Source organism: Kitasatospora sp. NPDC056076, from assembly GCF_042266305.1.
Taxonomy (GTDB): Bacteria; Actinomycetota; Actinomycetes; order Streptomycetales; family Streptomycetaceae; genus Kitasatospora.
In genome coordinates this window covers 122,475-146,884 of sequence record NZ_JBHJWG010000017.1, presented here as the reverse complement: position 1 = coordinate 146,884, position 24,410 = coordinate 122,475, and the positions used below count along the sequence as shown (strand labels likewise).

The 24,410-nt window shown below is 71.2% G+C and carries 40 protein-coding genes; 36 read left to right on the top strand and 4 right to left on the bottom strand.

The genetic code is table 11. From position 1 onward, the window contains the following. Positions 1-297: hypothetical protein (locus ACFC1T_RS17085; protein ID WP_375889197.1), on the top strand; the 297-nt coding region annotated here is incomplete at its 5' end. 39 nt (positions 298-336) lie between these two features. On the opposite strand, the gene ACFC1T_RS17080 is transcribed toward ACFC1T_RS17085, so the two are convergent. After that, a complete protein-coding gene (locus tag ACFC1T_RS17080) occupies positions 337-558 on the bottom strand; it encodes a hypothetical protein (RefSeq protein ID WP_375889195.1) in 222 nt (73 codons plus the stop codon). A 64-nt stretch (positions 559-622) separates the two neighbouring features. On the opposite strand from ACFC1T_RS17080, the gene ACFC1T_RS17075 reads away from it, so the two are divergent. The 6 genes from ACFC1T_RS17075 (at position 623) to ACFC1T_RS17050 (ending at position 2,946) form a co-directional block, all read left to right on the top strand. Continuing rightward, on the top strand, positions 623-838 hold the full coding sequence (locus tag ACFC1T_RS17075) for a hypothetical protein (RefSeq protein WP_375889193.1): 216 nt from the start codon (positions 623-625) through the stop codon (positions 836-838). A gap of 124 nt (positions 839-962) precedes the next feature. Then, on the top strand, positions 963-1,154 hold the full coding sequence (locus ACFC1T_RS17070) for a hypothetical protein (RefSeq protein WP_375889192.1): 192 nt from the start codon (positions 963-965) through the stop codon (positions 1,152-1,154). Beyond that, positions 1,151-1,321, top strand: coding sequence for a hypothetical protein (locus tag ACFC1T_RS17065; protein ID WP_375889189.1), 171 nt, complete (start codon positions 1,151-1,153; stop codon positions 1,319-1,321). Before ACFC1T_RS17070 ends, ACFC1T_RS17065 begins: the two co-directional genes overlap by 4 nt. Then, positions 1,318-1,617 (top strand): LuxR C-terminal-related transcriptional regulator, encoded by a 300-nt coding sequence (locus ACFC1T_RS17060; protein ID WP_375889188.1) that lies wholly within the window; start codon positions 1,318-1,320, stop codon positions 1,615-1,617. The genes ACFC1T_RS17065 and ACFC1T_RS17060 overlap by 4 nt, the downstream gene beginning before the upstream one ends. Beyond that, positions 1,614-2,258, top strand: coding sequence for a hypothetical protein (locus ACFC1T_RS17055; protein WP_375889186.1), 645 nt, complete (start codon positions 1,614-1,616; stop codon positions 2,256-2,258). Before ACFC1T_RS17060 ends, ACFC1T_RS17055 begins: the two co-directional genes overlap by 4 nt. 61 nt (positions 2,259-2,319) lie before the next feature. After that, entirely contained in the window at positions 2,320-2,946 is a 627-nt protein-coding gene (locus ACFC1T_RS17050) for a hypothetical protein (protein ID WP_375889184.1), read from the top strand. Positions 2,947-3,123: 177 nt separating this feature from the next. Here the strand turns inward: ACFC1T_RS17050 and ACFC1T_RS17045 are convergent, their stop codons facing one another. Beyond that, a complete protein-coding gene (locus ACFC1T_RS17045; protein ID WP_375889181.1) occupies positions 3,124-3,381 on the bottom strand; it encodes a hypothetical protein in 258 nt (85 codons plus the stop codon). Positions 3,382-3,548: 167 nt separating this feature from the next. Between ACFC1T_RS17045 and ACFC1T_RS17040 the strand changes: the two genes are divergently transcribed. From ACFC1T_RS17040 to ACFC1T_RS16985, 12 genes are all read left to right on the top strand, one after another. After that, positions 3,549-3,929 (top strand): hypothetical protein, encoded by a 381-nt coding sequence (locus ACFC1T_RS17040; protein WP_375889179.1) that lies wholly within the window; start codon positions 3,549-3,551, stop codon positions 3,927-3,929. A 27-nt stretch (positions 3,930-3,956) separates the two neighbouring features. Further along, positions 3,957-4,355 (top strand): hypothetical protein, encoded by a 399-nt coding sequence (locus ACFC1T_RS17035; protein WP_375889178.1) that lies wholly within the window; start codon positions 3,957-3,959, stop codon positions 4,353-4,355. Between the two features lie 83 nt (positions 4,356-4,438). Beyond that, positions 4,439-5,500 carry a hypothetical protein gene (locus ACFC1T_RS17030; RefSeq protein ID WP_375889176.1) on the top strand — a complete coding sequence of 354 codons (1,062 nt, stop codon included), beginning with the start codon at positions 4,439-4,441 and terminating at the stop codon, positions 5,498-5,500. 85 nt (positions 5,501-5,585) lie between these two features. Beyond that, positions 5,586-5,753: a hypothetical protein gene (locus ACFC1T_RS17025; protein ID WP_375889174.1), complete on the top strand. Its 168-nt coding sequence runs from the start codon at positions 5,586-5,588 to the stop codon at positions 5,751-5,753. 1 nt (position 5,754) lies between these two features. Further along, the gene (locus ACFC1T_RS17020) at positions 5,755-6,495 is read left to right on the top strand and encodes a hypothetical protein (protein WP_375889171.1); all 741 of its coding nucleotides are present in this window, start codon (positions 5,755-5,757) and stop codon (positions 6,493-6,495) included. A gap of 9 nt (positions 6,496-6,504) precedes the next feature. Next, positions 6,505-6,912 (top strand): hypothetical protein, encoded by a 408-nt coding sequence (locus ACFC1T_RS17015; RefSeq protein WP_375889170.1) that lies wholly within the window; start codon positions 6,505-6,507, stop codon positions 6,910-6,912. Then, on the top strand, positions 6,912-7,742 hold the full coding sequence (locus ACFC1T_RS17010; protein WP_375889169.1) for a hypothetical protein: 831 nt from the start codon (positions 6,912-6,914) through the stop codon (positions 7,740-7,742). Before ACFC1T_RS17015 ends, ACFC1T_RS17010 begins: the two co-directional genes overlap by 1 nt. Next, complete coding sequence (locus tag ACFC1T_RS17005; protein ID WP_375889167.1) at positions 7,739-7,918, top strand: hypothetical protein; 180 nt, start codon at positions 7,739-7,741, stop codon at positions 7,916-7,918. Before ACFC1T_RS17010 ends, ACFC1T_RS17005 begins: the two co-directional genes overlap by 4 nt. Continuing rightward, complete coding sequence (locus tag ACFC1T_RS17000) at positions 7,915-8,097, top strand: hypothetical protein (protein ID WP_375889165.1); 183 nt, start codon at positions 7,915-7,917, stop codon at positions 8,095-8,097. Before ACFC1T_RS17005 ends, ACFC1T_RS17000 begins: the two co-directional genes overlap by 4 nt. 85 nt (positions 8,098-8,182) lie before the next feature. Then, on the top strand, positions 8,183-8,305 hold the full coding sequence (locus ACFC1T_RS16995) for a hypothetical protein (protein WP_375889163.1): 123 nt from the start codon (positions 8,183-8,185) through the stop codon (positions 8,303-8,305). Between the two features lie 59 nt (positions 8,306-8,364). Further along, positions 8,365-8,730, top strand: coding sequence for a hypothetical protein (locus ACFC1T_RS16990; RefSeq protein WP_375889161.1), 366 nt, complete (start codon positions 8,365-8,367; stop codon positions 8,728-8,730). A 119-nt stretch (positions 8,731-8,849) separates the two neighbouring features. After that, positions 8,850-9,125: a hypothetical protein gene (locus ACFC1T_RS16985; RefSeq protein WP_375889160.1), complete on the top strand. Its 276-nt coding sequence runs from the start codon at positions 8,850-8,852 to the stop codon at positions 9,123-9,125. 196 nt (positions 9,126-9,321) lie between these two features. On the opposite strand, the gene ACFC1T_RS16980 is transcribed toward ACFC1T_RS16985, so the two are convergent. Beyond that, on the bottom strand, positions 9,322-9,474 hold the full coding sequence (locus tag ACFC1T_RS16980; RefSeq protein ID WP_375889157.1) for a hypothetical protein: 153 nt from the start codon (positions 9,472-9,474) through the stop codon (positions 9,322-9,324). 407 nt (positions 9,475-9,881) lie between these two features. On the opposite strand from ACFC1T_RS16980, the gene ACFC1T_RS16975 reads away from it, so the two are divergent. Genes ACFC1T_RS16975 through ACFC1T_RS16955 form a run of 5 tightly spaced genes read left to right on the top strand, consistent with a single transcriptional unit; the run spans position 9,882 to position 14,702 of the window. Further along, positions 9,882-10,157, top strand: coding sequence for a hypothetical protein (locus tag ACFC1T_RS16975; protein WP_375889155.1), 276 nt, complete (start codon positions 9,882-9,884; stop codon positions 10,155-10,157). A 34-nt stretch (positions 10,158-10,191) separates the two neighbouring features. Beyond that, positions 10,192-10,710 (top strand): helix-turn-helix domain-containing protein, encoded by a 519-nt coding sequence (locus ACFC1T_RS16970; protein WP_375889153.1) that lies wholly within the window; start codon positions 10,192-10,194, stop codon positions 10,708-10,710. Further along, positions 10,710-11,957: a PBSX family phage terminase large subunit gene (locus tag ACFC1T_RS16965; RefSeq protein WP_375889151.1), complete on the top strand. Its 1,248-nt coding sequence runs from the start codon at positions 10,710-10,712 to the stop codon at positions 11,955-11,957. The genes ACFC1T_RS16970 and ACFC1T_RS16965 overlap by 1 nt, the downstream gene beginning before the upstream one ends. Positions 11,958-11,985: 28 nt before the next feature. Beyond that, positions 11,986-13,575 (top strand): phage portal protein, encoded by a 1,590-nt coding sequence (locus tag ACFC1T_RS16960; RefSeq protein WP_375889148.1) that lies wholly within the window; start codon positions 11,986-11,988, stop codon positions 13,573-13,575. Between the two features lie 8 nt (positions 13,576-13,583). Beyond that, positions 13,584-14,702: a phage minor capsid protein gene (locus ACFC1T_RS16955; RefSeq protein WP_375889146.1), complete on the top strand. Its 1,119-nt coding sequence runs from the start codon at positions 13,584-13,586 to the stop codon at positions 14,700-14,702. Here ACFC1T_RS16955 and ACFC1T_RS16950 read toward each other — a convergent pair. Next, on the bottom strand, positions 14,699-14,929 hold the full coding sequence (locus ACFC1T_RS16950) for a hypothetical protein (RefSeq protein ID WP_375889143.1): 231 nt from the start codon (positions 14,927-14,929) through the stop codon (positions 14,699-14,701). The genes ACFC1T_RS16955 and ACFC1T_RS16950 overlap by 4 nt on opposite strands. A gap of 70 nt (positions 14,930-14,999) precedes the next feature. On the opposite strand from ACFC1T_RS16950, the gene ACFC1T_RS16945 reads away from it, so the two are divergent. From ACFC1T_RS16945 to ACFC1T_RS16890, 12 genes are all read left to right on the top strand, one after another. After that, positions 15,000-15,743 carry a hypothetical protein gene (locus ACFC1T_RS16945; RefSeq protein ID WP_375889141.1) on the top strand — a complete coding sequence of 248 codons (744 nt, stop codon included), beginning with the start codon at positions 15,000-15,002 and terminating at the stop codon, positions 15,741-15,743. 15 nt (positions 15,744-15,758) lie between these two features. Beyond that, on the top strand, positions 15,759-16,820 hold the full coding sequence (locus tag ACFC1T_RS16940; protein WP_375889138.1) for a major capsid protein: 1,062 nt from the start codon (positions 15,759-15,761) through the stop codon (positions 16,818-16,820). A 2-nt stretch (positions 16,821-16,822) separates the two neighbouring features. Further along, a complete protein-coding gene (locus ACFC1T_RS16935) occupies positions 16,823-17,095 on the top strand; it encodes a hypothetical protein (protein WP_375889137.1) in 273 nt (90 codons plus the stop codon). Next, positions 17,092-17,691 (top strand): hypothetical protein, encoded by a 600-nt coding sequence (locus ACFC1T_RS16930; RefSeq protein ID WP_375889135.1) that lies wholly within the window; start codon positions 17,092-17,094, stop codon positions 17,689-17,691. Before ACFC1T_RS16935 ends, ACFC1T_RS16930 begins: the two co-directional genes overlap by 4 nt. A 10-nt stretch (positions 17,692-17,701) precedes the next feature. Then, positions 17,702-18,220 carry a hypothetical protein gene (locus ACFC1T_RS16925; RefSeq protein WP_375889134.1) on the top strand — a complete coding sequence of 173 codons (519 nt, stop codon included), beginning with the start codon at positions 17,702-17,704 and terminating at the stop codon, positions 18,218-18,220. Positions 18,221-18,228: 8 nt separating this feature from the next. Then, complete coding sequence (locus tag ACFC1T_RS16920; RefSeq protein ID WP_375889131.1) at positions 18,229-18,657, top strand: hypothetical protein; 429 nt, start codon at positions 18,229-18,231, stop codon at positions 18,655-18,657. Between the two features lie 17 nt (positions 18,658-18,674). Then, positions 18,675-18,971 carry a hypothetical protein gene (locus ACFC1T_RS16915; RefSeq protein WP_375889128.1) on the top strand — a complete coding sequence of 99 codons (297 nt, stop codon included), beginning with the start codon at positions 18,675-18,677 and terminating at the stop codon, positions 18,969-18,971. A 9-nt stretch (positions 18,972-18,980) separates the two neighbouring features. Then, on the top strand, positions 18,981-19,337 hold the full coding sequence (locus ACFC1T_RS16910) for a hypothetical protein (RefSeq protein ID WP_375889126.1): 357 nt from the start codon (positions 18,981-18,983) through the stop codon (positions 19,335-19,337). After that, entirely contained in the window at positions 19,330-19,749 is a 420-nt protein-coding gene (locus ACFC1T_RS16905) for a minor capsid protein (protein ID WP_375889123.1), read from the top strand. Before ACFC1T_RS16910 ends, ACFC1T_RS16905 begins: the two co-directional genes overlap by 8 nt. Positions 19,750-19,762: 13 nt before the next feature. Further along, positions 19,763-20,215 (top strand): phage tail tube protein, encoded by a 453-nt coding sequence (locus tag ACFC1T_RS16900; protein WP_375889121.1) that lies wholly within the window; start codon positions 19,763-19,765, stop codon positions 20,213-20,215. After that, positions 20,212-20,742 carry a hypothetical protein gene (locus ACFC1T_RS16895; protein ID WP_375889119.1) on the top strand — a complete coding sequence of 177 codons (531 nt, stop codon included), beginning with the start codon at positions 20,212-20,214 and terminating at the stop codon, positions 20,740-20,742. The genes ACFC1T_RS16900 and ACFC1T_RS16895 overlap by 4 nt, the downstream gene beginning before the upstream one ends. A gap of 197 nt (positions 20,743-20,939) precedes the next feature. After that, the gene (locus ACFC1T_RS16890; RefSeq protein ID WP_375889118.1) at positions 20,940-24,407 is read left to right on the top strand and encodes a hypothetical protein; all 3,468 of its coding nucleotides are present in this window, start codon (positions 20,940-20,942) and stop codon (positions 24,405-24,407) included. Positions 24,408-24,410: the final 3 nt, after the last annotated feature.

The following is a 24,410-nucleotide window of genomic DNA, read 5'->3' as shown; positions in this document are numbered from 1 at the left end:
ACCTGCGGTTGGTCGCCGACCATCGGCCGGATCTGGTGCCAGCACTGCCGCACCATCGGCCCCCAGCCCGGCACCCTCGCCGACCCCAACACCGCCCCGCTGACGCCCGTCAACGCCGCCCGTGACCGCGGGCGGCCCCAACCCAAGGAGGCCGCCACCGTGGACCACGACCAGCTCACCGAGGTCATCGAGACCGCTCTGGAGGCCATCGAGACCGAAGTCGGCATCGACCAGATGGAGATCCCCGACCTCGCCGCCAGCCTCGCCACCGCCATCCTGCGCGCCCAGTCCCGCTGACCCGCCCCGGCCTGCCGTCACCCGGCGGCAGGCCCCGGGCTAGTCCTCGTACGCCTCCCCGCTCAGCACGTCCTCTGCCATCTGGCGGACCAATTCCCTGCGGGACTCCGCCCCGCTGGCCGTAGGTGCCGGATAGCCGGCCGGCAGCCCCCGCTCGACCGCATCCACGATGTCGTCCACCTCGAACGTCACGCCCGTCTCCACCGCGAGGTGAGCGACTTGCTCGACCTCCCGCTCGACCCGCCTGAACAAGTCGTGCATCAGCCACTCAGAGTCAACATTCACGCACTGGCCGTACCGCCAACTGCATTCCGAGGAGCACATCTTGACCAAGCAGCATCCCACTGACCTGCTCACCGCCGCAGCCCAGCGCATCCGCGAAGGCGATCACCGCATCGACATCGCCCTCCGCGGCCCGCTCGCCGCCTGGCTCGACGTCTACGCCGAGCGCTTCAAGATCTGGCGCGGCCCGCACGTCTCCGCCGAGCTCGGCCACGCCCTCGACGTCGCCTATGCGGTGCTCGGCCAGGACGCCGCGTGACCGTGTCCCCTTGGCTGGTCCTGGCTGGCGCCCTCCTCAGCGCCGGCCTCGGGACCGTCCTCCTCGCCCTCCACCCCACCGGCCGCGACCAGCTGCCAGCCGACACCCGTCCAGAAGGAACCCCATGAACATCACCCCGGCCCACGCCGACCGCATCGCCGAGAACCGCCAGCTTCGCGCCGAAATGGCCCACGCCGCCCACCTCATCGAAACCGGCCGCACCCTCGAAGCCCTCACCCTCCTGCGAGGCGCTGGACACCGCAACGACGCCTACTCCGTCGACCACATCGTCGTCGCCGTCGAGGAGCCCCAGTGACCGCCTGGACCGTCCTCGCCACCTGCGGACCCGCCGCCATCGTCAGCCTCTACTGGTTCCAACGGATCTGCGTCGACTACGTCGAGTCCGGCAGGCAAGCCACCGAACAGGCCTGGTTCGACGACCAGTTCGCCCGCATCGTCACCGCCCTGGAGCAACAGCCATGACCCTCACCGCCCGCCCCGGACAGGCCCTCACCGCCGTTGAAATCGAGGCGCTCCTCTACGCCGCCCAGGGATTCACCAGCGAACAGACCGCCCGCCGACTTGGCATCAGCCGAAACGCCGTCCTCGACCGCACCCAGGGCGCCCGCATCAAACTCGGCGCCCGCAGCACCACCCACGCCGTCGTCCTCGCCCACCAGACCGGCCAACTCGACCTCGACTGCGGAGCCGCCGGCATCACCCAGGCACTGGAGGCTGCGGCCCGACTCGCCGCCAACACCCCGAGGAGCGCCGCGTGACCAGCGCCTACCAGCAGCAACTCGCCCAGCAACTCCGGGACGCCGAGACCGAGCTCGCCCAGTGGCGACGGCAGGGCCGCCGCGCCGAGCGGTACCGCGCCGCCTGGCTGTCCGCCCGCGAGCGTGCCCAGGCGTACGGCGAAGGCATCCTCCGCCTCTGCAACGACCGCGACCAGGCCCTCGCCTGGCTCCGAACTGCCGAGGCTGAGCGCTTCGAGGCTGGCCAGCTCAGCCACCAGTACCGCACCCGCGCCGAGCAGGCCGAGGCCCGCATCGCCGCGGTTCGGGAACTCGCCGACCAGATGGCCCGATTCCCCGGCTACGGCGGCCACTACGACGCCACCATGACCGCTGTCACTGGAATCCGCAAAGCCATCCACGACTTCGACGAGGCCGACAGCACACCGCCTGCGGAACCCACCGTGACCGTCGGCTACATGACGGCGGTGACCCCGTGCGCCGCCGGCTGCGGACAGCCCTACCACTCCGGTGGCGACTGTGGCGACGCCGCCTACATGGGCGCCATCGCGGCCGCCATGAACGAGGCTGTGGCCGACTTCTGCAGCCCGAGCCCGGCCCGGTTCACCGGACTGGACCAGTTGATCAACAGATGCTGCCCGCCGCCCGAGGCCCAGCCGTGACCTCGCCGACTACCAGCCCACCCGCTGAACAACCACCCCGCACAGCGCACAGGAGACCGGCATGCTTCCCGCCCCGCACCTGGACCGCCTCCGCACCCAGCTCGGCCAGATGCCCGAGCTGATCGTGCTCGCCCACCTCGCCCTCCAGCCCGGCGCCAGCCGCCGCGGGGCCCGCGTCTCCGGCGCCACCCGCACCGCCCCGCTGCCCTGCCGGCTCGACGTGCTCTCCCTCGTCGGCCCCACCGCCAACACGGCCGTCCACGACCAGCACGGCGACCAAGACCAGACGCCCGGCCTCGACCTCCTCGCCAGCTGGGCCCGGATCGTGCTCGACGACCGGCAGGCCGCCAACGACTGGACCGGCTGGATCCGGCCCGCCGGCTACGACTGGGAGCGCACCGTCTCCGTCGCGGTGAAGCTGCTGCTGCTGCACCTCGACTTCGCCGCCAGCCGCCCGTACGCCCGCGACCTCGCCGACGAGATCGGCCGCCTCCACAGCCACCTCAACCGCGCCACCGGCCAGCCCATAGCCCCGCCCGCCCGCCGCCGCATGGTCTGCCCCGGCTGCGAGCTGATGACTGCCGCCGTGCAGGACGACGGCAGGTGCGAATGCCGAGCCTGCGGCCTCATCCTCACCGGACCCGAGTACGTCGGCCGCGTCGTTCAGGCCGAGCTCGCCGCGGCCTGAGGCTGCCAACCAGCGCCGGGCCAACCAGCGGATGCGCCGGGATGCGCGGCGGATGCGTTGCAGGTCAACGGCATGACAACGGCCCCACCCGAGACGTCGGGTGGGGCCGTGATGCGCGCGGATGCGGACATGCAAAAGGGCCGCTCGGCAGCAGCCGGGCGGCTTCGTCGCAGACGGTCAGGCGTCTGGCCGGAGCTTGCCGACGGTGGGTTCGCGCCGGCGCTCGACGCCCTCGGCGCGGGCGATGCGTCGGAACACCTCGTCGGACAGGCCTGTCAGACCGGCGAGTTGGGCGGCGGTCGCACCGGCGTGGAGCTCAGCCGGTGCCGCAGCCTTGACCTCGGCGAGGAGTTGCTTTTCGAGTTCGCGGGCGCGCTTGTACCGGGAGAACAGGCGGGCTGTCTCCGGGGTGGGCGTGTAGTCGTCGGCGGCCATGGGCTCATGTTCGCACAGGTGGGGGGCTTCGGATAGGGCGGGGCATTGGGCACATCATCGAACGCATTGGCCAATGAGTTGGCCTATTGACAGGCCAACGTGTTGGCCTCATGATGGAGTCATCAAGGCAGCGCCAAGCAGCCCAACCCATCACGGGGAGCGCAGAGATGACCGCCAAGGCCCGCAAGCTCATCCGCCGCACCATCGCCACGATCCGCACCGCCGCCCAGATCACCATCGACACGGCGTACGAGATCCTCAACGGCCAGCTGAACGGCCTCATCCGCACCGGCGACATGCTTGACCGCCTTGGCATCCAGCTCCCCGACGGCCAGCAGTCCTGGTACGGCCGCCACGTCGCCAAGGCCCACCGCACCGCCCACAACGGCCAGGACGCGCCGAAGGCCTGGATGCGGCACCGCACGACCGGTCGCTGGATCCACGTCTTCGTGTACTCGCCCACCGACACGGCGCTGATCACCGGCCTGAACACCTACAAGGCGACCGCTGGCCTGATCTCGCAGGCCTCGTTCACGGAGGCCGCCTAGACCAACTTCACCGCCACCAGGACCGCGATGCCCACTTCCCAGCTCATCACCATCACCCGCCCGCTCACCGTGACGACCGCCAACAACAACCCCTTCACTCTCGCTGCCGGCCAACAGGTCACGGCCACCCTGATCCCCTGGTGGCCCGGCAAGATCGGCCTGTACGAGCTGAGTGGCCGCCTGGTCTCCTCTGATGGCCGGCAACTGCGGTACTTCCCCGGCTTCGAGCCGACCGTGCGCGTCGACCGGCTGCACCGGGCGACGTCCCACGCCGAGCCGCTGTACCGGCACTGCGACCGCTGCCACGGCACCGGCCACAACCTCTGGGCCCACAACCACAGCGACCGCCGATCCCTCGACGGGCCGACCTGCAAAGCCTGCAGCGGCACAGGCCACGCCAGGACGTATCCGGCAACCACTGGCTGACTGCCGCTCCCCGCTCGGCGGCCGTGACCACACCGAACGCCGAGCCCACCAATCCCCCGCCCCGCCTCCCCGGAGCCACCACCATGACCACCAAGACCACCGCGACCGGAGCCATCGGCTGGACCGCAGCCATGACCCTGGTCCGCACCGCCGCCGCCAGCATGGCTGGCTGGTCCCTCTACGTCGTCGCCCGCCACTACGACGTCCCCGCACTCCTCGCCCTCGCCGCAGGCCTCGTCTTCGACGGCGTCGCCTACATGTGCCTCCGCATGGCCAGCGAGGCCGTCCGCGCCGGCCGCTCCGCCGCCGGACCCGTCCTCGCCACCCTCGGCATGGCCGCCGTGTCGATCTACCTCAACCTGGTCCACGCCCGCTTCACCGGCGGCGGCCGACCCGCCGAAGTCCTGTACGCCTCACCCGCCGTCGGCCTGCTCCTCGTCTCCGCCCTCGCCTGGGCCACCGAACGAGCCGCCGCCCGCGCCGACCGCGGCGAGACCCCGATGCGCATGCCCGCCTACGGCGCCCTCGGCTGGGCCCTTGCCGGTGAACAGGCCATCACCAACCTTCGCGAACGGGCCGTCGCCCACGTGACCAGCGGCGCATCCGTGCCGCATCAGCCCGCGCCCGCCGTCGGGCGGCGAGACCACCGCGCCCTCCTCCGCGAGCGGTTCGCCACCATGGACCCCGCCGACGCCGTCGAGATCGCCGCGTCCTCCCACCCCGACATGGACCACGCCGAACTCGCGGAGATGCTCGCCACCTACGGCATCACCGTCTCCACCCTCGACGTCGCATTGATCCTTGGCGAGGCCGCCGTGCCCACCGTCCGGCTCGACCGCGTCTCGCAGCCCACCGCCGCCCCGGCGCCCGCCATCGGCGCCCAGATGCGCCCGAATGCGGCACCGAATGCGCCCCTGGTCAAGGGCCTCTCCAAGGCCGACGCGATCACCACCATGGCCCACCACCTCGGCGGCCTCGACACCCCCGCCGAGACCATCGCTACCGCCCTCGCCAAGCAGGGCGTCGCCACCGACACCGCCTACATCCGCCACCGCCTCTCCAAGGCCCGCCGCGACCACGCGAAGGCCATCCAGAAGCAGGCCGAGCAGAACGAACGGCGCCACGGCAACGGCGGCTACGTGTGAAGGACACCCCCGCGCGCCAGGCCCCCGCCGGGCCGGCCCACGCCCCCAGCACCCCCAAGACCACCCTCCTGACGTGGAGATGACCATGGGCCTCAGGTCCCTGCTCAGCGGCGGCAACAAGACCGCCACCCCGACGCCGACCGGACGCACCCCCAAGGACCGCAAGCGCGACAGCGACAACGTCCGCAAGATCGACGCCGGAACCGCCGCCTGGCTCCGCGCCGGCGGCCGCGGCCCCCGAAAGGGCAACTGACGTGACCGCCATCCCGCCGCCGCCCGCCCACCCACCCACCATCGGCACGACCGAACCCGACACCGAACCCGAATGGTGGCGCCGCAACGGGCCCTGGAGCCCGGGCACCACCAGCAAGCCCAAGCCGAAGCCGGTCAACCTCAGCAAGGACAGCAGCCCCGACGAGGACGACGACCAGGAGGAACCCGAGCCCGAGGCCCCGGGCAACGACGACGCCTCCCACCGGATCTGGGTGTCCGAGTTCGCCGATGCCCTCGCCGAAAGGCTGGGCACCCGGGTCGGCACCATCCTCACCGAGACCCCCGACGAGCGGGCCGAACGCGAACGCGCCGAACGCGAAGCCGTGTACGAAGCCAAGGGGGAGACCGAACAGCAGCGCCGCCGCCGCCACCGCAGCGAAGCCATCGCCCGGCGGCAGCGGGCCTCCGTCCTCTGGCGCCAGAGCCCCGACGAGCGCACCCTGCGGTTCCGCCGCTGGTGCATCCTCACCGCCGTCTCGGCCGCCGCCGGCTACCTCGTGCACCTGCCCCAGGCCCTCACCCACCTGCCGCTCCCCGCCGGCGTCGGAGCCGTCGCCCTCGCCTGGGTGCTCGACCACAAGCTCCGCGGCGGCGGCCACGTCCGCGTCACCCAGGTCCGCGGCCCCGCCGTCCTCTACCTCTGCCTCGTCCGCATCCCCCTCGCCTCCGCCCTCCTCGCGGTCCTCGGCCTCACCCCGCTGTTCGCCCTCACCACCCACTAGGAGCCCACCATGCTCGGCACCTTCGGAGCCGGCGGCATCCTGCTCGTCGTCGTACTCGCCCTCGTCGCCCACAAGCGCGGAGGCGGCAAGTTCCAGCCCGTCAAGGGGCACCACGTCTTCTACTGGGGCGCGGTCATCGGGATCACCGCCGCCAGCGCGGGCACCGCCCTCCAGAAGATCAGCCTCGTCGGCACCCAGTTCTCCGACACCCTCACCAAGCAGTCCGAGACGTTCGGCACCATCGGCCCCGCCGCCGTCGCCGCGTTCCTGGTCGGCGTCGCCTTCTGGTTCAAGCCCTCGTTCGTCAAGGACCTCCTGTGTGGGATCGCCGCCCCCGGCATCCTCAGCGCCGCCTCCGGCGTCTGGGCGATCTTCGCCAGCATCGGCACCTCCCTCGTCCACACCGTGGTGAGCTGATGCGCTACCTCGAAGGCATCTCGCTGGCCGCCCTCGCCCGGGGCAACCGGCGCCTACTGGCCCCGATCAAGACCCACGCAGCCGAGAAGCGGCAGAGCCACAACGAGGCCGTGGCCGCGTGGAAGGAACGCCGCGACAAGGCCCTGGCGATCAAGGACCCTGAGCAGCGGTTCACCGCGCTCGAAGCCCTCAGGGGAGAGCGGCCCAGCAACCCCCTCCTGGTCGTCGCCGGGTGCGCGGTCGTCGCGGCCATCGTCGCCTGGCCCATGCTGCAAGGCCACCGCACCGCCATCGCCGCCGGCACCGTGACCCTCTGGATCCTGGCCGCCCTCGTCGTGGGCAACACCATCCAGCGTGCCAGGCCGGCCAAGGGCACCACCCCGAAGCCGGGCGAGGACTCGGCAGCGACCGAAGCGACCGACGACGCGGAAGAGGCCGACGAGCACACCGAATTCCTCACCCTCATCCACCGGCTCATGCCCGGTACCAAGCCCGGCAAGAACGACCGGATCCACCTCGTCCAGATCGCCTACGAGTGGGCCGACGACGGCACCGACACCGCCCCCGTCCGGGCCCTCCTCGCCGACCTCAACATCCCCGTCACGGACTGCCGGGTGCCCGGCCGCGGCCCCTCCAAGGGCATCTATCTCCGCGACGTGCCCCCACTCCCCGACCACTCTCGGGAACCCCTCTCGGGCGTTGTTGCCGGTCCTGACCAGCAACAACAACAGCAACAACGCTCGGACGTGGCCACCCAGAAGGGGTTCTGGACCAAGGCCCACCCCGACCAGCCGAACCGCTCGATCATCGAATGGGAGAACGCATCATGACCAAGGAACAGGCCATCGCCGAGGCCGCCCGCGAAGTCCTCGCCCACGGCGGACCCGACTGCCTCACCGACCCGCACATCGGCCTCCGCGCCATGAGCCGAGCCCTCGAACTCGGCGCCACCGAGGACAACATCAAGGCCGAGATGCGCCGCCAGCGTGAGGAGAACGCGTCGTGATCACCGACGAGCAGGCCACCGCCAAGAAGCTCGCCGCCGCCGAGGGCCGCCTCACGGAACTCCAGCACGCGCTCGTTGACGCCGCCGACAACCCGGACAAGCGACACAAGATCGGCGACCAGATCAAGCGCATCCGCGCCCGCATCGCCGAGCTGTACGACCTCCGGCCGACCACCTGACCACGCCCCGGGGCGGCCGTACAGCCGCCAAGCACGCCGACCGCCCCGGGCCTCCACCCACCAACGAGCAGAGGAGAACGCCATCATGGCGTACGCCAACGGCACCGACCAGCAGCCCACCCCGCCCGAGCCGGTCGTCGTCGAATGCGGAGGCGGCTACAGCGTCGTCTGGCCCCAGCCGCAGCCGCCGACCGAGCCCAGCCGTTGACCAACCTGCCCGCCCCAGGCGCTACCCGGGGCGGGCGGAACCGCGAGAGGATGCGCACCATGACCGACGTCTACGACCAGGACAGTGACCCGTCCGAGCAGCCGGTCGCGAAGCCCCAGGCACGCGCGACCCACGTCAACATCAGCCACGGGATCCTGGCCGCCGGGACGATCACCGTGCTCCTTGTCGGCATAGCCTTCGGCTGGGCGATGCGGGGACAACCGACACCCCCCACCACAGCTTCACCGTGCGCAGACACAAGTGCCGCCGCAGAGAAGTACGTGCGCGCGGCTCAACAGTCCCGCACTGGCAGTGACGACGAACAACGCAACAAGCGACTCCTGTTCCTCGTCGTGACGCAGAACGCCAACTGCTTCCCCGCGGAGCTGCGGGCAAGCGCCCAGGAGGCCCTGAGCCGCATGTAGTTGCGCTTGATCGCCTCCCGTCGTAACCTGCGTTGCAGCAGGTAGCCCCTGCCCAGAAACGCCCCGAAGGCCCCGCAGGCACCACGCCGCGGGGCCTTCGCGCTGCCCGGGGAGGTGCCGTGACCCGCTACCCGAACCCCCCGCTGGCCGCCATCAACCCGGCCGACATCGCCGACCGGGCCGGCACCGCAGAGGCGTTCGGCGTCGACGAGGTCACCATCAAACGGTGGGTCCACCTCGGCCTCATCGAGGCCCTGCCCATCCCCGGCGGCCCGCACCTCTACCACCTGCCGACCGTCGCCAAGGCCGAACACCACTGCTGGCTCAACGGCGCCGACCGGCCCGCCCGTGGCGGACGCCGCCCCGGCTGGCACGTCGGACAGGTGGCCGCGTAATCGTCAACCACGTACGAATTTGATGCATGCGGGTGTGAAGGCGCTATGAGATTCACTAAATCCCGGCGTTGGAGCAGGTATCGGGGCTACGGTGGACGAAGCTCCGAAGGGGTTCGGTTTGAAAGAACCCTGTCCGGAGGCTGGGGAGCCGCCCGTCGAATGACAGCTCCCCAGCCGGAGCCATGAAGCCCTGGGGCTACCAGTGGCGCAGGAATACGGCGATTCCGATCAGCGCGTGCGTCAACACCGCTGCATCTTTGCCGTAGGCCAACCACCGTGCGCCCCGGGGCCCATGGCCCAGGATGCGCTTGGCGGCCCTGATCTTCGCGATCAACTGGTTCAGCTTCATGCTCACCTCCCTCCTCGCGGTCGCTGCGAAAACGGAAGTGACTGATGACGGTGTGTCACCGACGTCAGCTGCGGCCACAATAGGCGCTTCGGTTGATCACTGTGCAGCGTTCGCCGATACCTGTGGAGAACCTTCGGTTCTTACACCTATTGCCACCCGAATGAGTGATCGCATCCGAACTCACGACCGATGACTCAGGCGTAAAGGTGACTGTGTCCAGACACCAACTCGGCCACGTCGCCGCCCGGGTGCACGCCCAGATCCTCCGGCCGCACGCCGAGAACCTCTCCCGCAACCAGATCGTGAGGCAGCTCGACTGGCCTGCCTGCAGCAGGCGCCGACGCTCTGGCACGTCGAACAAGCCGTCGCCTGACCGTCCCCACGCCCTCACCACCCAGGAGGAACCCATGTCGCTCTCCGACGACTTCCACGCGCTCGTCACCAAGCTCAAGGCCGAGGGCCACCACCTCGCCGACGAGGCCCACCGGCTCTGGGAGCGCTTCCGCGGCGACGAGCACGACCTCACCGCCGAGGTCACCGCCGACGCCCACCACCTCGCCGTGACCGCCGGCCCCCTCGTTGCCGAGGTCAAGGCGGATGCCGCCTCCATCAGCGGTGACGTTGCCGACGAGGCCAAGGCCATGGCCGCCGAGGCCGTCGAGAAGCCCAGCCCGCAGGCCTGATCTGGCCACGCGTACCTGACCCGAGGAGGTGGCCATGCCCGGACGCCAGCTCGGGCCCGTGACCGACGAGGTCCGCGCCGAGATCCTCCGCCTGCACGCCGAGAACCTGTCCCGCAACGAGATCATGCGGCGCGTCGACCGGTCCGCCCGCACCGTCACCGAGACTGTCCACGACGCCGGACTCACGTTCGCTCGGTCCGCGCAGGTCGTAGCCGCCACGAACGCCCGCCAGGCCGACAACAAGGACCGCCGCACCCGCGCCGTTCAGCGCCTCTACGACCGCGTCGAACGGATCCAGGACCGCCTCGCGGAAGACGAGTACCGCTACCAGCACGTCACCCACACCGGCATGGTCGTCACCGTCTCCGACGAATACCCGCCGGCCTCCGACGAGAAGCACCTCGCAGGCGCGGTCACCGGCTACCTCAACGCCGCTGCCCGACTCGAAGCCATCGACGCAGGCACCGGTGCCGACGACGCCCTGTCCATGCTCGGCGCCCTCGCGGCCGGCATCGCGCGCTACGCGGAGGAGGACACCGGCGGGGAGGGCTGATGCTCGACCAGCTCCCGCTCTCCCGCAAGCAGCTGCGAAGCGTCGCGCAGGCCACGGCCCGCATCAACATCTGGTCCGGGGCGATCCGCTCCGGCAAGACCATCGCCTCGTTGCTGGCGTTCCTGATCGCGATCTCGACCGCCCCGACAACCGGCCTGATCGTGATCGTTGGCCGCAGCCTGCAGACGATCGAACGCAACGTCCTCGACCCGCTCCAGACGATCGAGCTGTTCGGCCCGCTCGCCCGCCAGGTCCACCACACCCGAGGAGCCACCACCGCGGTCATCCTCGGCCGCACAATCCACCTGATCGGCGCTAGCGACGCCCGCGCCGAGGGACGCCTGCGAGGCCTCACCGCCTCGCTCGCCTACGTCGACGAAGCGACCCTGATCCCCGAGGGTTTCTGGAACCAGCTCCTCGGCCGCCTCAGCGTCCCGGGCGCCCGGCTGTTCGCCACCACGAACCCGGACGGCCCGGCCCACTGGTTGAAGACGCGGTTCATCGACCGCGGCCACGAACTCGACCTGCGGTCGTGGCACTTCACCCTCGACGACAACCCGTCGTTGGCGCCGGCCTACGTCGCCTCCCTCAAGGCCGAGTACGTCGGACTCTGGTACAGGCGGTTCATCGACGGCGCGTGGGTGCAGGCCGAGGGCGCCATCTACGATATGTGGCAGCCCGACACCATGCTGGTCGACGTGCTGCCGCAGATGCAGCGCCTACTCGGCGTCGGCGTCGACTACGGCACCGTCAACGCCTTCGCCGCGCTCCTGATAGGCCTCGGGATCGACGGCCGCCTGTACGTCGTCTCCGAGTACCGGCACGACTCCCGCGTCACCCGCCGCCAACTCACCGACGCCCAGTACTCACAGGGCCTGCGCGACTGGCTGACAACCCAGGACGCCCACCCCGACTGGCTGTTCGTCGACCCGTCCGCCGCCAGCTTCATGACCCAGCTGTGGGCCGACGGCCTCACCAACGTAGCCAAGGCCAACAACGAGGTGTTGGACGGCATCCGCTCCGTCGGGGTCGCGCTCGGCTCCGGCCGGCTCCTCGTGCACCGCTCCTGCCGCGGCCTGATCGACGAACTCCCTGGCTACGCCTGGGACGACTCGGCGGCGGCCAAGGGCCAGGACAAGCCACTCAAGATCAACGACCACAGCGTGGACGCCCTCAGGTACGTCCTCCACTCCACCGCACACGAGTGGCGCGGCCTGCTCCGCACCGACCTCCACCAGGCCGCCTGACGGCCCCGAGCACGCGCAGGAGGTGACCGTGCCCCTGCCCGCGAACAACACCGCCTGGCCGCCGATCGACCCCGTCGTCCGCACCTCGCTGGCCGACTGGTCCGCCTGGTACAGCGGCGACCCGGACAAGCTCCAGCTGCAGTACCTGAACCGCGGCATCCGGCAGCCGGTCACCCGGCCATCGCAGCTGCGCGGCGGGATGATCGGGCGGTTCAGCCGTTGGTGGTGGGGGCAGCCGACCCCGATCGGCGAACGCCGCACCAAGATCCACGTGCCGCTTGCGGGGGACATCTCCCGCGCGTCCGCCGACCTGCTGTTCTCCGAGCCACCCAAGATCACCGTGAGCACCTCGGACACCCAGGAGCGGATCGACAACCTCGTAGCCGACGGCCTGCACGCCGCCCTTCTGGAAGCCGGCGAGGTCGGCTCCGCGCTTGGCGGCTCCTTCCTGCGCGTCGTCTGGGACACTGACATCCGCCCCCGGCCGTGGATCACCGCAGTCGCCGGTGACGCCGCCGTTCCCGAGTTCCGGTACGGCGTGCTCACTGCGGTCACGTTCTGGACCGTGATCCAGTGCGACGGCAAGAGCTTCATCCGGCACCTGGAACGGCACGAACGCGGCCGGATCCTGCACGGCGTCTACGAGGGAACCGTCGACAATCTCGGCAAGGCCGTCCCGCTCACCGAGTACGACGCCACGGCACCGCTCGCCGCGCAGGTCGACGAGCAGTCCGCGATCCCCACCGGCGCCCCGAACAACCTGACCGCTGCCTACATCCCCAACATGCGGCCGGCCCGGTCCTGGCGGGACATCCCGACCGCCGCCTACTGGGGCCAGTCCGACTACCAGGGCGTCGAGGCCCTGTTCGACGCCCTCGACGAGACCTACAGCTCCTGGATGCGGGACATCCGCCTGGCCAAGGGCCGCATCATGCTGTCCGGCCAGTACCTAACCAGCAGCGGCCCGGGCCAGGGCGCATCTTTCGACGAGGACCGCGAGGTCTACGCCGCCCTGAACATCCCGCCCACCAGCGACGAGGGCATCACCGTCAGCCAGTTCGCGATTCGGCACGTCGAACACAAGGCCACCGCGGACGCACTGATCGAGCAGGCCATCCGCATGGCCGGCTACTCGGCGGCAACGTTCGGTGAACCCGACGGGCAGGCAATGACCGCCACCGAGGTCCGCGCCCGCCAGGCCCGCACCCTCACCACCCGCGGCCGCAAGGTGCTGTACACCAGCCCGGCACTGGCCGACATCATCGAGGCCCTGCTCGCCGTCGAGTTCGGCCCGCAATTCAACGCACGCGACGTGGTCGTGGAGCGTCCGACGATCGAGTGGCAGGACTCCATCAGCGAGTCCCCGCAAGACCTCGCCACCACCGCGAACCTGCTCAACACCGCCGAGGCGGCGTCGACCGAGACCCGCGTCCGGCTCATCAACCAGGACTGGGACGACGAGCGCGTTGAGGACGAGGTCCAGCGGATCCTCGCCGAGAAGGGCATGGGCCCGATGGCCGACCCGGCCACCATCGGCACCGGCGGATACAACATCGTCCCGCCGGCCGGGACCGAGCCGGACCAGGACGACGAACCCGGAGCCGACACCGACCAGTAGGGGGTGCCGTGCCCGCATCCCCTTCTGACGGCGCCGAGCTCGCCCGAGCAATCGGAGCGATCTACCAGGACGCCGAGGACGCTCTCCTCTCCATCCTGGCCCGGGCCCTGGCCGCAGGCATCGAGTCCCCGCGGTGGGCAGAGCTCAAGCTCGCCGCGATCGGCAATGTCCGGGCCGCCGTCGATGAGGTCGTCCGCGGCCTGCAGCACGATGCCGACGGGGCGATCGGCCGGGCCGTTCACGAGGCTTACCGGCGCGGCGGACAGGCCGCAGCGGCCGAACTCGGCGCCCTGCCCGAGGGCCTGCGGCACGCCGCCGCGCAGGGTCTGCCGAACGCGGCGGCCGTCGACCGGCTGGCCAACCAAGCGCTCGACAGCACGAGGCCGATCTACCGCCGGATCCTCCGCGCGATCACCGACGCCTACCAGGCCATCGTGCAGCGCGTCTCCGGATCCGTCCTGCTCGGCAGCCTCACCCGGCGCCAGGCCGCCCAACGCGCCCTTGACCAGCTCGCCAGCCGCGGCATCACAGGCTTCACCGACCGCGCCGGCCGGAACTGGGACATGGCGTCCTACGCCGAAATGGCCGTCCGCTCCGTCACCGGACGCGCCGCGATCCAAGGCCACGTCGACCAGCTCCAGGCCGCCAGCCGCGAGCTGGTCATCGTGTCGAGCGCCCCGCTGGAGTGCCCGCTGTGCGCGCCCTGGGAGGGCGAGGTCCTGTCGATCGGCGGCCCGTCGGGCTCGCGAACGCTCCATGCGGAGCACGCCATCCAGGACGGCAAGCAGGTCGAAATCCACGTCGCCGGGAGCCTGGAGGAGGCGCGCGCGGCCGGGCTGTTCCACCCCAACTGCCGCCACAGCGTGAGCGCCTACCTGCCCGGCGTGACCGTCCGGCCGCAGTCGCCGCCGCACCCCGGCGGCGCGACGTACGAGGACACGCAGCGGCAGCGGTACTACGAGCGGCAGATCCGGATGTGGAAGCGCCGCCAGGCCGCCGCCTTCGACGATGACGCGGGCCGTCGTGCGGGCGCCCGCGTCCGCGACTACCAGGCCCGCATCCGGCAACTCGTCGCTGCCAAGGAGCTGCCCCGGAAGCCGCAGCGCGAGCAGTTGGGTATCCGCTAGCGCTTGTCTCCCTCGACGCTGTGCCACGCGGCCGGCCCGTAGACGAGAACCTGCAACCGCTCCTGGTAGCCCGTCATGTCAGTCCCGTACTCACGCCGATGGATGACCAGCGTCCCGTTCTCGGCAACCTCGTAGACCGGCACGTGAGCACCCCCCTCTGGCAGAAGGGTGTTCTCCAGACCTTCGTCCGGCCTGGCGCTGTCGATGAACTTCACGGTAACTGCCATGACCCGGACTGTAGCTCACTGCCCGCCAGGCGCGGGCTCCCACTTGCGACCGACCCCAGGAGGGCCGATCATGCGCGCTCGCACTCACCCCTTCGCCACCAACACCCCAGGCACCGTTCTGGGATGGCGCCGCGACGGCCGCCCGATCTACCCGATCGCCGGCGGCAGCGACGATGGCGAGACCCCTACCGACGCCCCGGCCCCGGAGACGCCCGAGACGCCGACCGAGCACCCGAAGCCCGAGGCCCCCAAGCCGAGCCCGCCGGCCAAGGCCGCCGACGACAGCGCGGCCACGATAGCCCGGCTGGAGAAGCAGCTCGCCGACGCCCGCAAGGACGCCGGCGCCGCCCGGATCAACGCGAAGCAGCAGGCCGCCGACGATGCAAAGGCCGAACTCGCCCAACAGATCGGGCGCGCGCTCGGCCTGGTCAAGGACGACACCCCGCCGGACCCGGCCAAGCTCGCCGAGCAGATCAGCACCCAGACCACGCGGATCGGGGACCTGGAGTCCGCGATCCGTGCGAAGGACGTCGAACTCGCCGTCCACGGCGCCGCCGAGAAGCACGGCGCGAAGGTGCACGCGCTGCTGGACAGCCGGACCTTCCTCCGTGCGATCGGCGACCTCGACCCATCCGCCAAGAGCTTCACCGCAGACCTCGACGCCGCCATCAAGCAGGCCGTCGACCAGAACCCCAACCTCCGCGCGCAGCCCCAGGCGGGCCGTAGCGGCGCCGACCTCACCGGCGGGCCCGGTGAAACCGGCAAGGCACGACCCACATCCCTCGGGGCCGCGATCAAGGCGGCCTACCAGTAAGAACGGAGGGCCGCTGTGCCCATCACGCTCGCCCAGGCGCAGGTCAACACCCTGGCCGACATCGACTTCGCCGTGATCGACAACCTCCGCAGGTACTCGTGGGTGCTCGACCAGATGGTGTTCGACGACACCGTCACCCCCGGCACCGGCGGCGGAACCCTGACCTACGGCTACACGCGGCTCACCGCCGCGCGTTCCGCGGCGTTCCGCAACTACAACGAGGAGTACACCGCGGGGCAGGCAGCCCGCCAGCGGTACACCGTCGACCTCCGGCCCCTCGGCGGCGCGTTCAACATCGACCGCACCCTCGCCCGCCTCGGCCCGGCCGCCAGCAACGAGATCAGCTTCCAGATGCAGCAGTTGCTGACCGGTACCCGGACCACCTTCCAGCAGCAGCTCATCCGCGGCGACAGCTCCACCGACGGCGGCTTCGACGGCCTCGACAAGAGCCTCACCGGCCAGAACACCGAGTACCTGCCGCTCAACAACGGTGCCGCTACCGGCTACCTCGACTGGACCCCCGGCACCATCAACTCCCAGTCCCTGGCGATGGCCGCTCTCGACCAGCTCGACAACTGGCTCTCCCAGATCGTCCCCAGCCACACCGGCGGCGGCGACGCGGGCATGCCCGGCGCCCTCCCGCCCGGCGTCAAGGCGATCCTGGGCAACACCCAGTCCATCACCCGCGTGCGGGCGCTCGCCCGCTGGGCCGCGATGTACACCGCCGTCCAGGACGACCTCGGCCGCAAGATCGAGTCGTACGGCCAGTGGGTGCTGGTGGATATGGGTGACGTCGCCCTCGGCACCGGCCCGATCATCCCGATCCAGACCCGCGACCCCGACGGTGCCGGAGCGGGCGGCAACATCACTGGCCTGACCGACCTGTACGCCGTCTCGTTCGGCCTCGACGCCCTCCACGGCGCCTCGGTCGCCGGGCAGCCGCTCGTGTCGACCTACATGCCCGACTTCAACCTTCCCGGCGCCGTCAAGAGCGGCGAGATGGAGATGGGCCCGGTCGCCGCCGTCATCCGCAACACCCGCGCCTGCGGGGTCCTCCGGAACATCAAGGTGAGCTGACCATGCAGATCATCGTCACCCACCCCGACCAGCAGTTCAGCGGCGACATCGTCGGCGTCCGCTTCGAAGGCGGAACCGCCACCATCGACTCTGTCAGCCAGTCCGCCGCGTACGGCTACTTCCAGCGTGCCGGCTACAGCCTCGTCACGGCGGACGAGCCGCCCGTCGAACTGGCCGGCTTCGAGCCGGACACCGACGGCACGCCCGACACCACCGAGCCGGACGCCGAGACCGGCACCACCGCCAGCAAGTCCCGGAAGGGGAGCCAGTCGTGACCGCAGTCATGGGCCGCTACGTCGGCATCGTCCGCGATGAGCTCTCGTACGCGAGCGACGTCGTCCGCCAGGAACTCGGCGGCGCCGACCCGGGCGCCGCGTTCTACCGCTGCAACATGCCCCGCCTGCTGGCCGCCGCCGACACCGGCGCGCTCACCACGCAGGTCATGACCAGCGTGCCGATCTACCTGCGCAAGGGCGACGTCGTCACCAGCCTGACGTTCCGCTCCGGCGCGACAGCGGCATCTGCCCCGACCAACCAGTGGGCGGCGCTGTACTCCAGCGCCGCGACCCCGGCCCTGCTCTCGCAGTCCGCCGATGCCACGACCGCGGCGTGGGGCGCCACCACGAACAAGGCCTTCGCGCTCGCCTCCCCGGTGACGATCACCGCCGACGGCTGGTACTGGGCCGCCCTCATGGTCAAGGCCACCACCCCTCCGTCCCTGGTCGGCGTCTCCACCACCGCCGCGGCCGGCATCGTCACGGGCGAGAAGAACCTCGCCCAGACGTCCGGCTCCGCACTCACCGGGACCGCTCCGGCCACCATCGCCACCCCGACCGCGGTCGCCACCGTGCCGCTCGTCATCGTCACCTGAGGAGGCGACCGTGGCACTCCAGAACACCCAGCTCCTGGTCTCCCTGCAGACCCTGCTGACCGGCACCGCGCCGATCAGCGGCGCCGTGCCGCAGCTACCGGTCACCTACCAGCAGGCGATCGGCCTCGGCTCCGGCACGGGCGCCGGTCAGGCCGACAAGCTGTGGGCCTCCGGCGGTCGTACCCTGGCGGCCTCGGCGAACGAGGATCTCGACCTCGCCGGCACCCTGCTCGACGCTTTCGGCGGGACGCTCACCCTCGCCCGGGTGAAGGGGATCATCATCGCGGCCGGCGCGGCGAACACCAACAACGTGGTGGTCGGCGCCGCCGCTGCGAACGGCTTCTTCACTTGGGCCGGCTCCGCAACGGACAAGGTCAACGTTCGGCCCGGCGGCGTGTTCGCACTGCTCGCGCCAGACGCCACCGCCTACCCGGTCACCGGCGGCACCGGCGACCTCCTGCGGATCACCAACGGCGGCTCCGGCACAAGCGTCACCTACGACGTGATCGTCATCGGCTCCAGCGCGTAGGAGGTGCCATGGCCCGCGTCTACGCCACCGCTGCCCAACTCGCGGCATTCCTCGGGCAGGCAGCACCACCGGACGCGGACCGGCTCCTCGCCCGCGCGTCCGCCTTCCTGGACTCGCAGGTCTTCCGGCTGGCCGTGTACAACGCCAACACGACCACCGGGATGCCCACCGACCAGCCCGTCCTCGACGCCTTCGCCAACGCGACCTGCGCGCAGGTCGAGTGGTGGCAGGGCGTCGGCGACATGACGGGGGCGGCCGGCGCGGGCTGGAGCACCGTCCGCATCGGCACGGCCCACATGCAGCGGCCGGACGGCAACGTCTCGGGCATGGCCAGCCCCGCACGTGAGGTGGCCCCCGCGGTCTGGGACTACCTCAACAGCCCCGACCTGGTGGACCTGTTCCGGGTGGGCTCCCAGTGGACGGGGCTCGGCTGGTGAGCATGATGGCGTTCCTGATGCGGCATCGCGTCACCGTGGAGGCCTACCTCGGCGACTCGGCCTACGGTCCCCGCTACGGGCCGCCACAGCCCGGCATCCGGTGCTTCCTCGATGACCAGACCCGGCTCGTCCGGGCGAAGGACGGCCGCGAGGTCACGTCCACCAGCACGGCGTACTGCCTACCCGGAGCCGTCGTCCCGGCGGGCAGCCGGGTCACCCTCCCGTCCGGCCGCCAGACCACCGTGATCGCCACCCTCACCCGCGACGGCGGCGGCCTGCCAACTCCCGACCACGTCGAGGTCCAGCTCGTGTAGGAGGTCACCATGGCGGTCAACGTCAGCCGGTTCAGCTGGTCCGGCGGGGAGTGGCTGCGAAGGGCCCGCGAGGAGGCCGCCAACGGCCTGGCGGACGGCATGGAGTACGTGCTCGCCGAGTCCAAACGGGTCGTGCCGCTCGAAGAGGGCACGCTCGAACGCTCCGGCAAGGCCCAGGTCGACCGGGCCGCGCTTAAGGGCGCCGTCTCCTACGACACCCCTTACGCCGTCCGGCAGCACGAGGAACTGGACTACAAGCACGCCCCCGGCCGCACCGCGAAGTACCTGGAACGGCCGGCCATGGAAGCCCGGCCTACCGTGCTGGCGCTGATCGCCGCGGCCATCCGTAGGGCCGACCGTGGCTGACCTCCTCGACGGCATGGCCCGCTACCTGTCCGGCCTCGGCCTGGTCACCTACGACCCCGACGGCATCAGCGGCGACTGCTTCATCGACACCATGCCGCCGACGCCGGACGCCGCCGTGGCCCTCGGCGCGTACGGACTTGGTGAGCCCGACCCCCTCAACAACGACGACGAGCTCGGCCTGCAAGTCCGTGCCCGGGGCGGCCCCGACCCACGGGTCTCCCGCCGCCGCTGCCAAGACATCTACAACGCCCTGCAGGGACTCACCGACACCCAACTGCCGGACGGAACCCTCCTGTTGCTGGCCACCGCAGTCCAGACCCCCAGCCCGCTCGGCACAGACGGCAACGGCCGCCACGAGCACGTCGTCAACTTCCGCATCTTCGTGGTCTCCCCGACCGCACACCGCTCATAAGGAGGTGGCCGGGATGGCCACAAGCAAGATCGCCGCACGCGGCTACATCTTCCAGGTCGGCGTAGGCGCAGGCCCGACCTGGACGCCCGTCGCCGGGATCAAGTCGTTCAGCCACAACCCCGGCGACCACGACGCCCACACCGAAAGCACGGACTTCGACAGCCAGGGCCAGTACGAGGAGATCGTCCTCCAGCGTGGCGGCAGCCTCAAGCTGGAAGGTCTGCGCCGGATCGACAAGACCACCGGACTTGCCGACCCCGGGCAGGCCGCCCTCGACGCGCTCGCTCAGGGTCTCGCCGACAACAGCGTCGGCCAGATCCGGTTCAGGCACTCCACTGAGCTCCAGTGGCGTGTGTGGTCCTGCACCGCCAAGGCACAGGAACTGGGCGGCGACACCAACGCCCTGGGCAAGTGGGGCATGGAGATCGCCCGTACCGGCGCCGAGACCTACATGGCGGCGCCGTGACCGACCACGCTACTGACCCGGATGACCTGCACGACCTGCTCAACGACGCACGCGAGTCGCTGGAGGTGTTCGCGGACGCGGACGCGTTCTTCGCCGCGGAGGTCGAGCAGCACGCGGCGGCACGGATCCGCCTGTACGGCGTCGACTACGAGCTGCCCGCCCGCGTGCCGCTGACGTTCAACATGCTGCTGGCGCGGCACGCGGAGGACGAGTCGTTGGAGGCGTTCGCCCGCGTCCTGGCGCCGCTGTTCGGTGCCGACGCGCTGCAGCACTGGCTCGACTCGGGCATCGACGACCGGCAGCTCGGCATCGTCCTGGCCTGGTCGATCGCCAACATCAGGGCCCCCGGCGTCATCACCCTGCAGCAGGCCGCGGAGGCCTACGATCGGCAGCAGACCGAGCGGGCCGAGGGAAAAGCGGGGACCGCGTCGGCGACCTCTGGCGCGGCATCCTCCAGCACTGGGCCCTCCTCGAAGCCGACCTCCGGCGGGAGTACGGGCTCACGCCGCCGCAAGTCGCGGCGCTGAGCGACCGCGAGTTCATCACCTACCTCTCCGGCCTCTCCCCGGAGTCCCGGTGGCGCGAGGCGTACAGCCAGATGCCACGCCGCGCCGAGACGCCGGCCGACATCGCCTCCGTGTTCGGCACCTACCTCGGCCCCGCGGCCGACACCACCACCGGCGGTGACCCCGCCCCGTAGCTGAACCGGACGGGGGTGGTCGCGGTGCAGGTCGGCGAGCTCGTCGCAACGTTCGACGTCGACGCGGCGCCCGCGGAGCGCGGCATCGCCCAGGCCGAGCTGGCGATGGCCGGCCTGCAGCGCTCCGCCGACGGCCGTCTGCGGGACATCCGCGGGCGGTTCGCCTCGGAGTCGCTGCTGCTCGGCCAGGCCCTGGCCGACGGTGTCGAGGTCGGGACCCAGGCCGTTGCCGAGCACGCCGCCGAGGCCGGCCACGCTGTCGAGCAGGGCCTGGCCGAGGGCGCCCAGGAGGGCACCCAGCGGCTCGTCGGCTCCATGTCGGACGCCGAGATGGCTGTCGCCGGGTTCACCCGCGGCGCGGACGGCCGCCTGCGCGACTGGCGCGGCCGGTTCGTCTCCGAGTCCCAGACCATCGGCGAGGCCCTGGCCGAGCACGTCGGCGGAGGCGCCGAGCACGCTGCCGAGCGGGTCGAGGAGTCCGGGCGTCGGGTCTCCCACGAGCTCGGCCGCGGGGGCGACGACGGCGACCGGCTCGGCCGGGTGCTGTCCGGCATCGGCGACGCCGCCGGGCCGATCGGCGCGGTGGCCGGCCGGATGGGCATGGTCGCCGGTGCCGTCGGCTCCGCCGTCCCGCTGGTGGCCGGTCTGTCGGCCGCGCTGGTGGCGATCGCCCCGGCGGCCGGTGTCGCGGCAACGGGCCTGCTGGCCATGGCGTCGGCCGCCGCCGCCATCAAGATCGGCAGCTCGGGTGTCGGCGGCGCGCTCAAGGCGGCGTTCGCCGACACCCCGGCAGCCGCCGGGGGTGCGGCCAACGCCGCGCAGAAGGTCGCCGACGCCCAGCGCGCCGTCGCCGACGCCTCCGACAACGCCGCCTACGCCAACAAGCAGGCCGCCCAGCGGGTGGTCGACGCCCAGCGATCGGTGTCCGACGCGGTCCAGGCCGCCGCCGACGCCCAGGTGCAGGCAGCCCGCCAAGTCGCCTCTGCCGAGCGCTCGCTGGCCGACGCCCAGGCCTCGTCCCTACGCGCCCAGCAGGACCTGAACAACGCACGGGCCGAGGCCGCCCGGGACCTGGAGGACCTCAACAACCAGGTCCAGGACGCCAGCCTCGGACAGCGGTCCGCCATCCTGCGACTGACCCAGGCCAAGCAGGACTTGGACCGGGTCATGGCCAACCCGATCGCCGACGACTACGCCCGGGCCCAGGCACAGCTGGCGTTTGACCAGGCCCAGCAGCAGCTCAAGGAACAGCAACTCTCCTACCAGCGCCTCCAGGACAAGGCCGCGACGGCCAACCAGGCCGGGGTCGACGGCTCCGCCAAGGTCGTGTCCGCGCAGGACCGGCTCACCGCCGCCCAACGAACCGTCGCCGACCAGGTCCAGGCCCTCACAGACGCTCAGGTCCAGGCCCAGAAGCGGGTCGCGCAGGCGGACCGCGAGGTCGAGGACCGCACCCGGGCGCTCGCGGACGCCCAGGAACAGCAGGCCCGTACGGCCAAGCAGGGCCTGGAGTCGATTCAGAAGGCTCAGGAGGCCCTGCAGCAAGGGGCTGCCGGGGCGGCCGGCGGCGGGGTCAACCCGCTCGCGGCCGCGCTGGCCAAGCTCGCGCCGAACGCGAGAGCCTTCGTCGAGGAGATCATCCGGCTCAAGCCGGCGCTGGAAAGCCTCAAGTTCGATGTCCAGCAGCAGCTGTTCAGCGGCCTGGACTCGGCCTTGCGGACGAGTGCGACCAGCACCTTGCCGGTGCTGCACACCGCCCTGGTGGCAAGCGCAGGCCACCTGAACGAGATGGCCAAGGAGACGCTGGCCACCGCCGGACACCTGTCGGAGAACGGCACGCTCGGCCAGGCTCTGGCATCCGCGAACCGCGGCCTTGGCTCCATGTCGCAGCTGCCCGCCACGATCGTGCAGGGCCTGATCCAGGTCGGGGCGGCGGCGGGGCCGTCGTTCGAGAAGATCAACGCCGCTGGAGGCAGCGCGCTCGCCAGGCTGTCCGCGCAGATGGACGCCGCGTTCGCCAGCGGCGGGATGCAGAGGGCGATCGAGCAGGCCGTCGGTCTGATCGGCCAGCTCGGCCGGATCCTGGGCAACGTTGGCGACGTCATCGGCAGCGTGTTCGGCGCTGCCCAGCAGACCGGCGCCGGGTTCCTCGGCACCCTGGAGAAGCTGACCGGGGCGATGGCGGCGGCGTTCGCAACGCCCGCCGTTCAGCAGGGCCTCCGGGCGCTGTTCGAGACGATGTCGCTGCTGGCCTCGACAGTGGCGCCGCTCCTCGGCCAGGCCCTACAGGCCCTCGGGCCGGTGTTCAGCGCGCTCGCGCCGGGCATCCAGACCCTGATCACCGCCCTCGGGCCGTCCCTGTCGACCATCATCACGGCCCTCGGGCCCGTGCTGCGGTCGGCCGCCGAGGCGGTGTCGGCACTGGCGACCGCGTTCGCCCCAGTGCTCGGCCTGGTCGGTACGCTGGTCGCCGCCCTGCTCCCGGTGCTGACGCCGCTGCTGACCGCGATCACCACGGTCGCCCAGCAACTGGCGCCCGTCATCGGCACGTTGGCGCAGGTAATCGGCGACACCCTGTCGCCGATCCTCGGCGTGCTGCCTTTGCTGCTGGCGCCGTTCCTCGGGCTGGTCACCACGCTCACCGGGGCCCTGCTCCCGGTGCTCGCCCAGCTGATCCAGCAGCTGCCGCTCCCACAGCTCGCCCAGTCGTTCGTACAGATCACCACGGCCCTGGCTCCGGTCCTGACCCAACTGGCCTCGCTGGCGGGCACGTTCCTGACCGCGCTGATGCCGCTGCTGACCCCGCTCATCAGCCTCGTGGTCCGCCTTGCAGGCGTGTTCGCCGGCGAACTGGGCCAGGCGATCACCAGCATCCTGGTTCCCGCGCTACGGCTGGTCAGCGCGCTCCTACACGGCGACCTGCGAGGCGCGGTCTCCGCTGGCATCGACCTGTTCAAGGGCCTCGGATCCGCGGTCGTCGCGGTCTTCTGGGACCTGCCGAAACAGGTCGGTGGCGCGTTTGCCGACTTCGGTAGTCAGCTCTGGGACGCCGGATCCAAGATCATCGGCAGCCTGATCAACGGCATCAAGAGCAAGCTCAGCGACGTCAAGGGCGCCGTGAAGGACATCCTCAGCTCCGCCCGCGACCTGCTCCCGTTCAGTCCCGCGAAGGAGGGTCCCTTCTCCGGCAGCGGCTGGACGCTGTACTCCGGCCAGTCCATCTCCCGGGCGCTCGCAGACGGCATCCTCGGCGGCCAGGGCCAGGTACGGGCGGCGGCCACCAGCCTCATGACCGCGGCCCACGGCCCGCTGAACGGCGGGCTCGGGCTCGGCCCGGGCGGGCCGCAGCTCGCGATGGCCGGCGGTGGGTTCGCCGGGAGCCCCGGCGGCGGCTTCGGAGGCCTCCAGATCCAGCACTACTACGAGTCCGAATCCGGCTCCGCGCGGGCGACCGCCGAGGAGCTGGCGTGGATGGCCAAGGGCAGGGGGTGACCG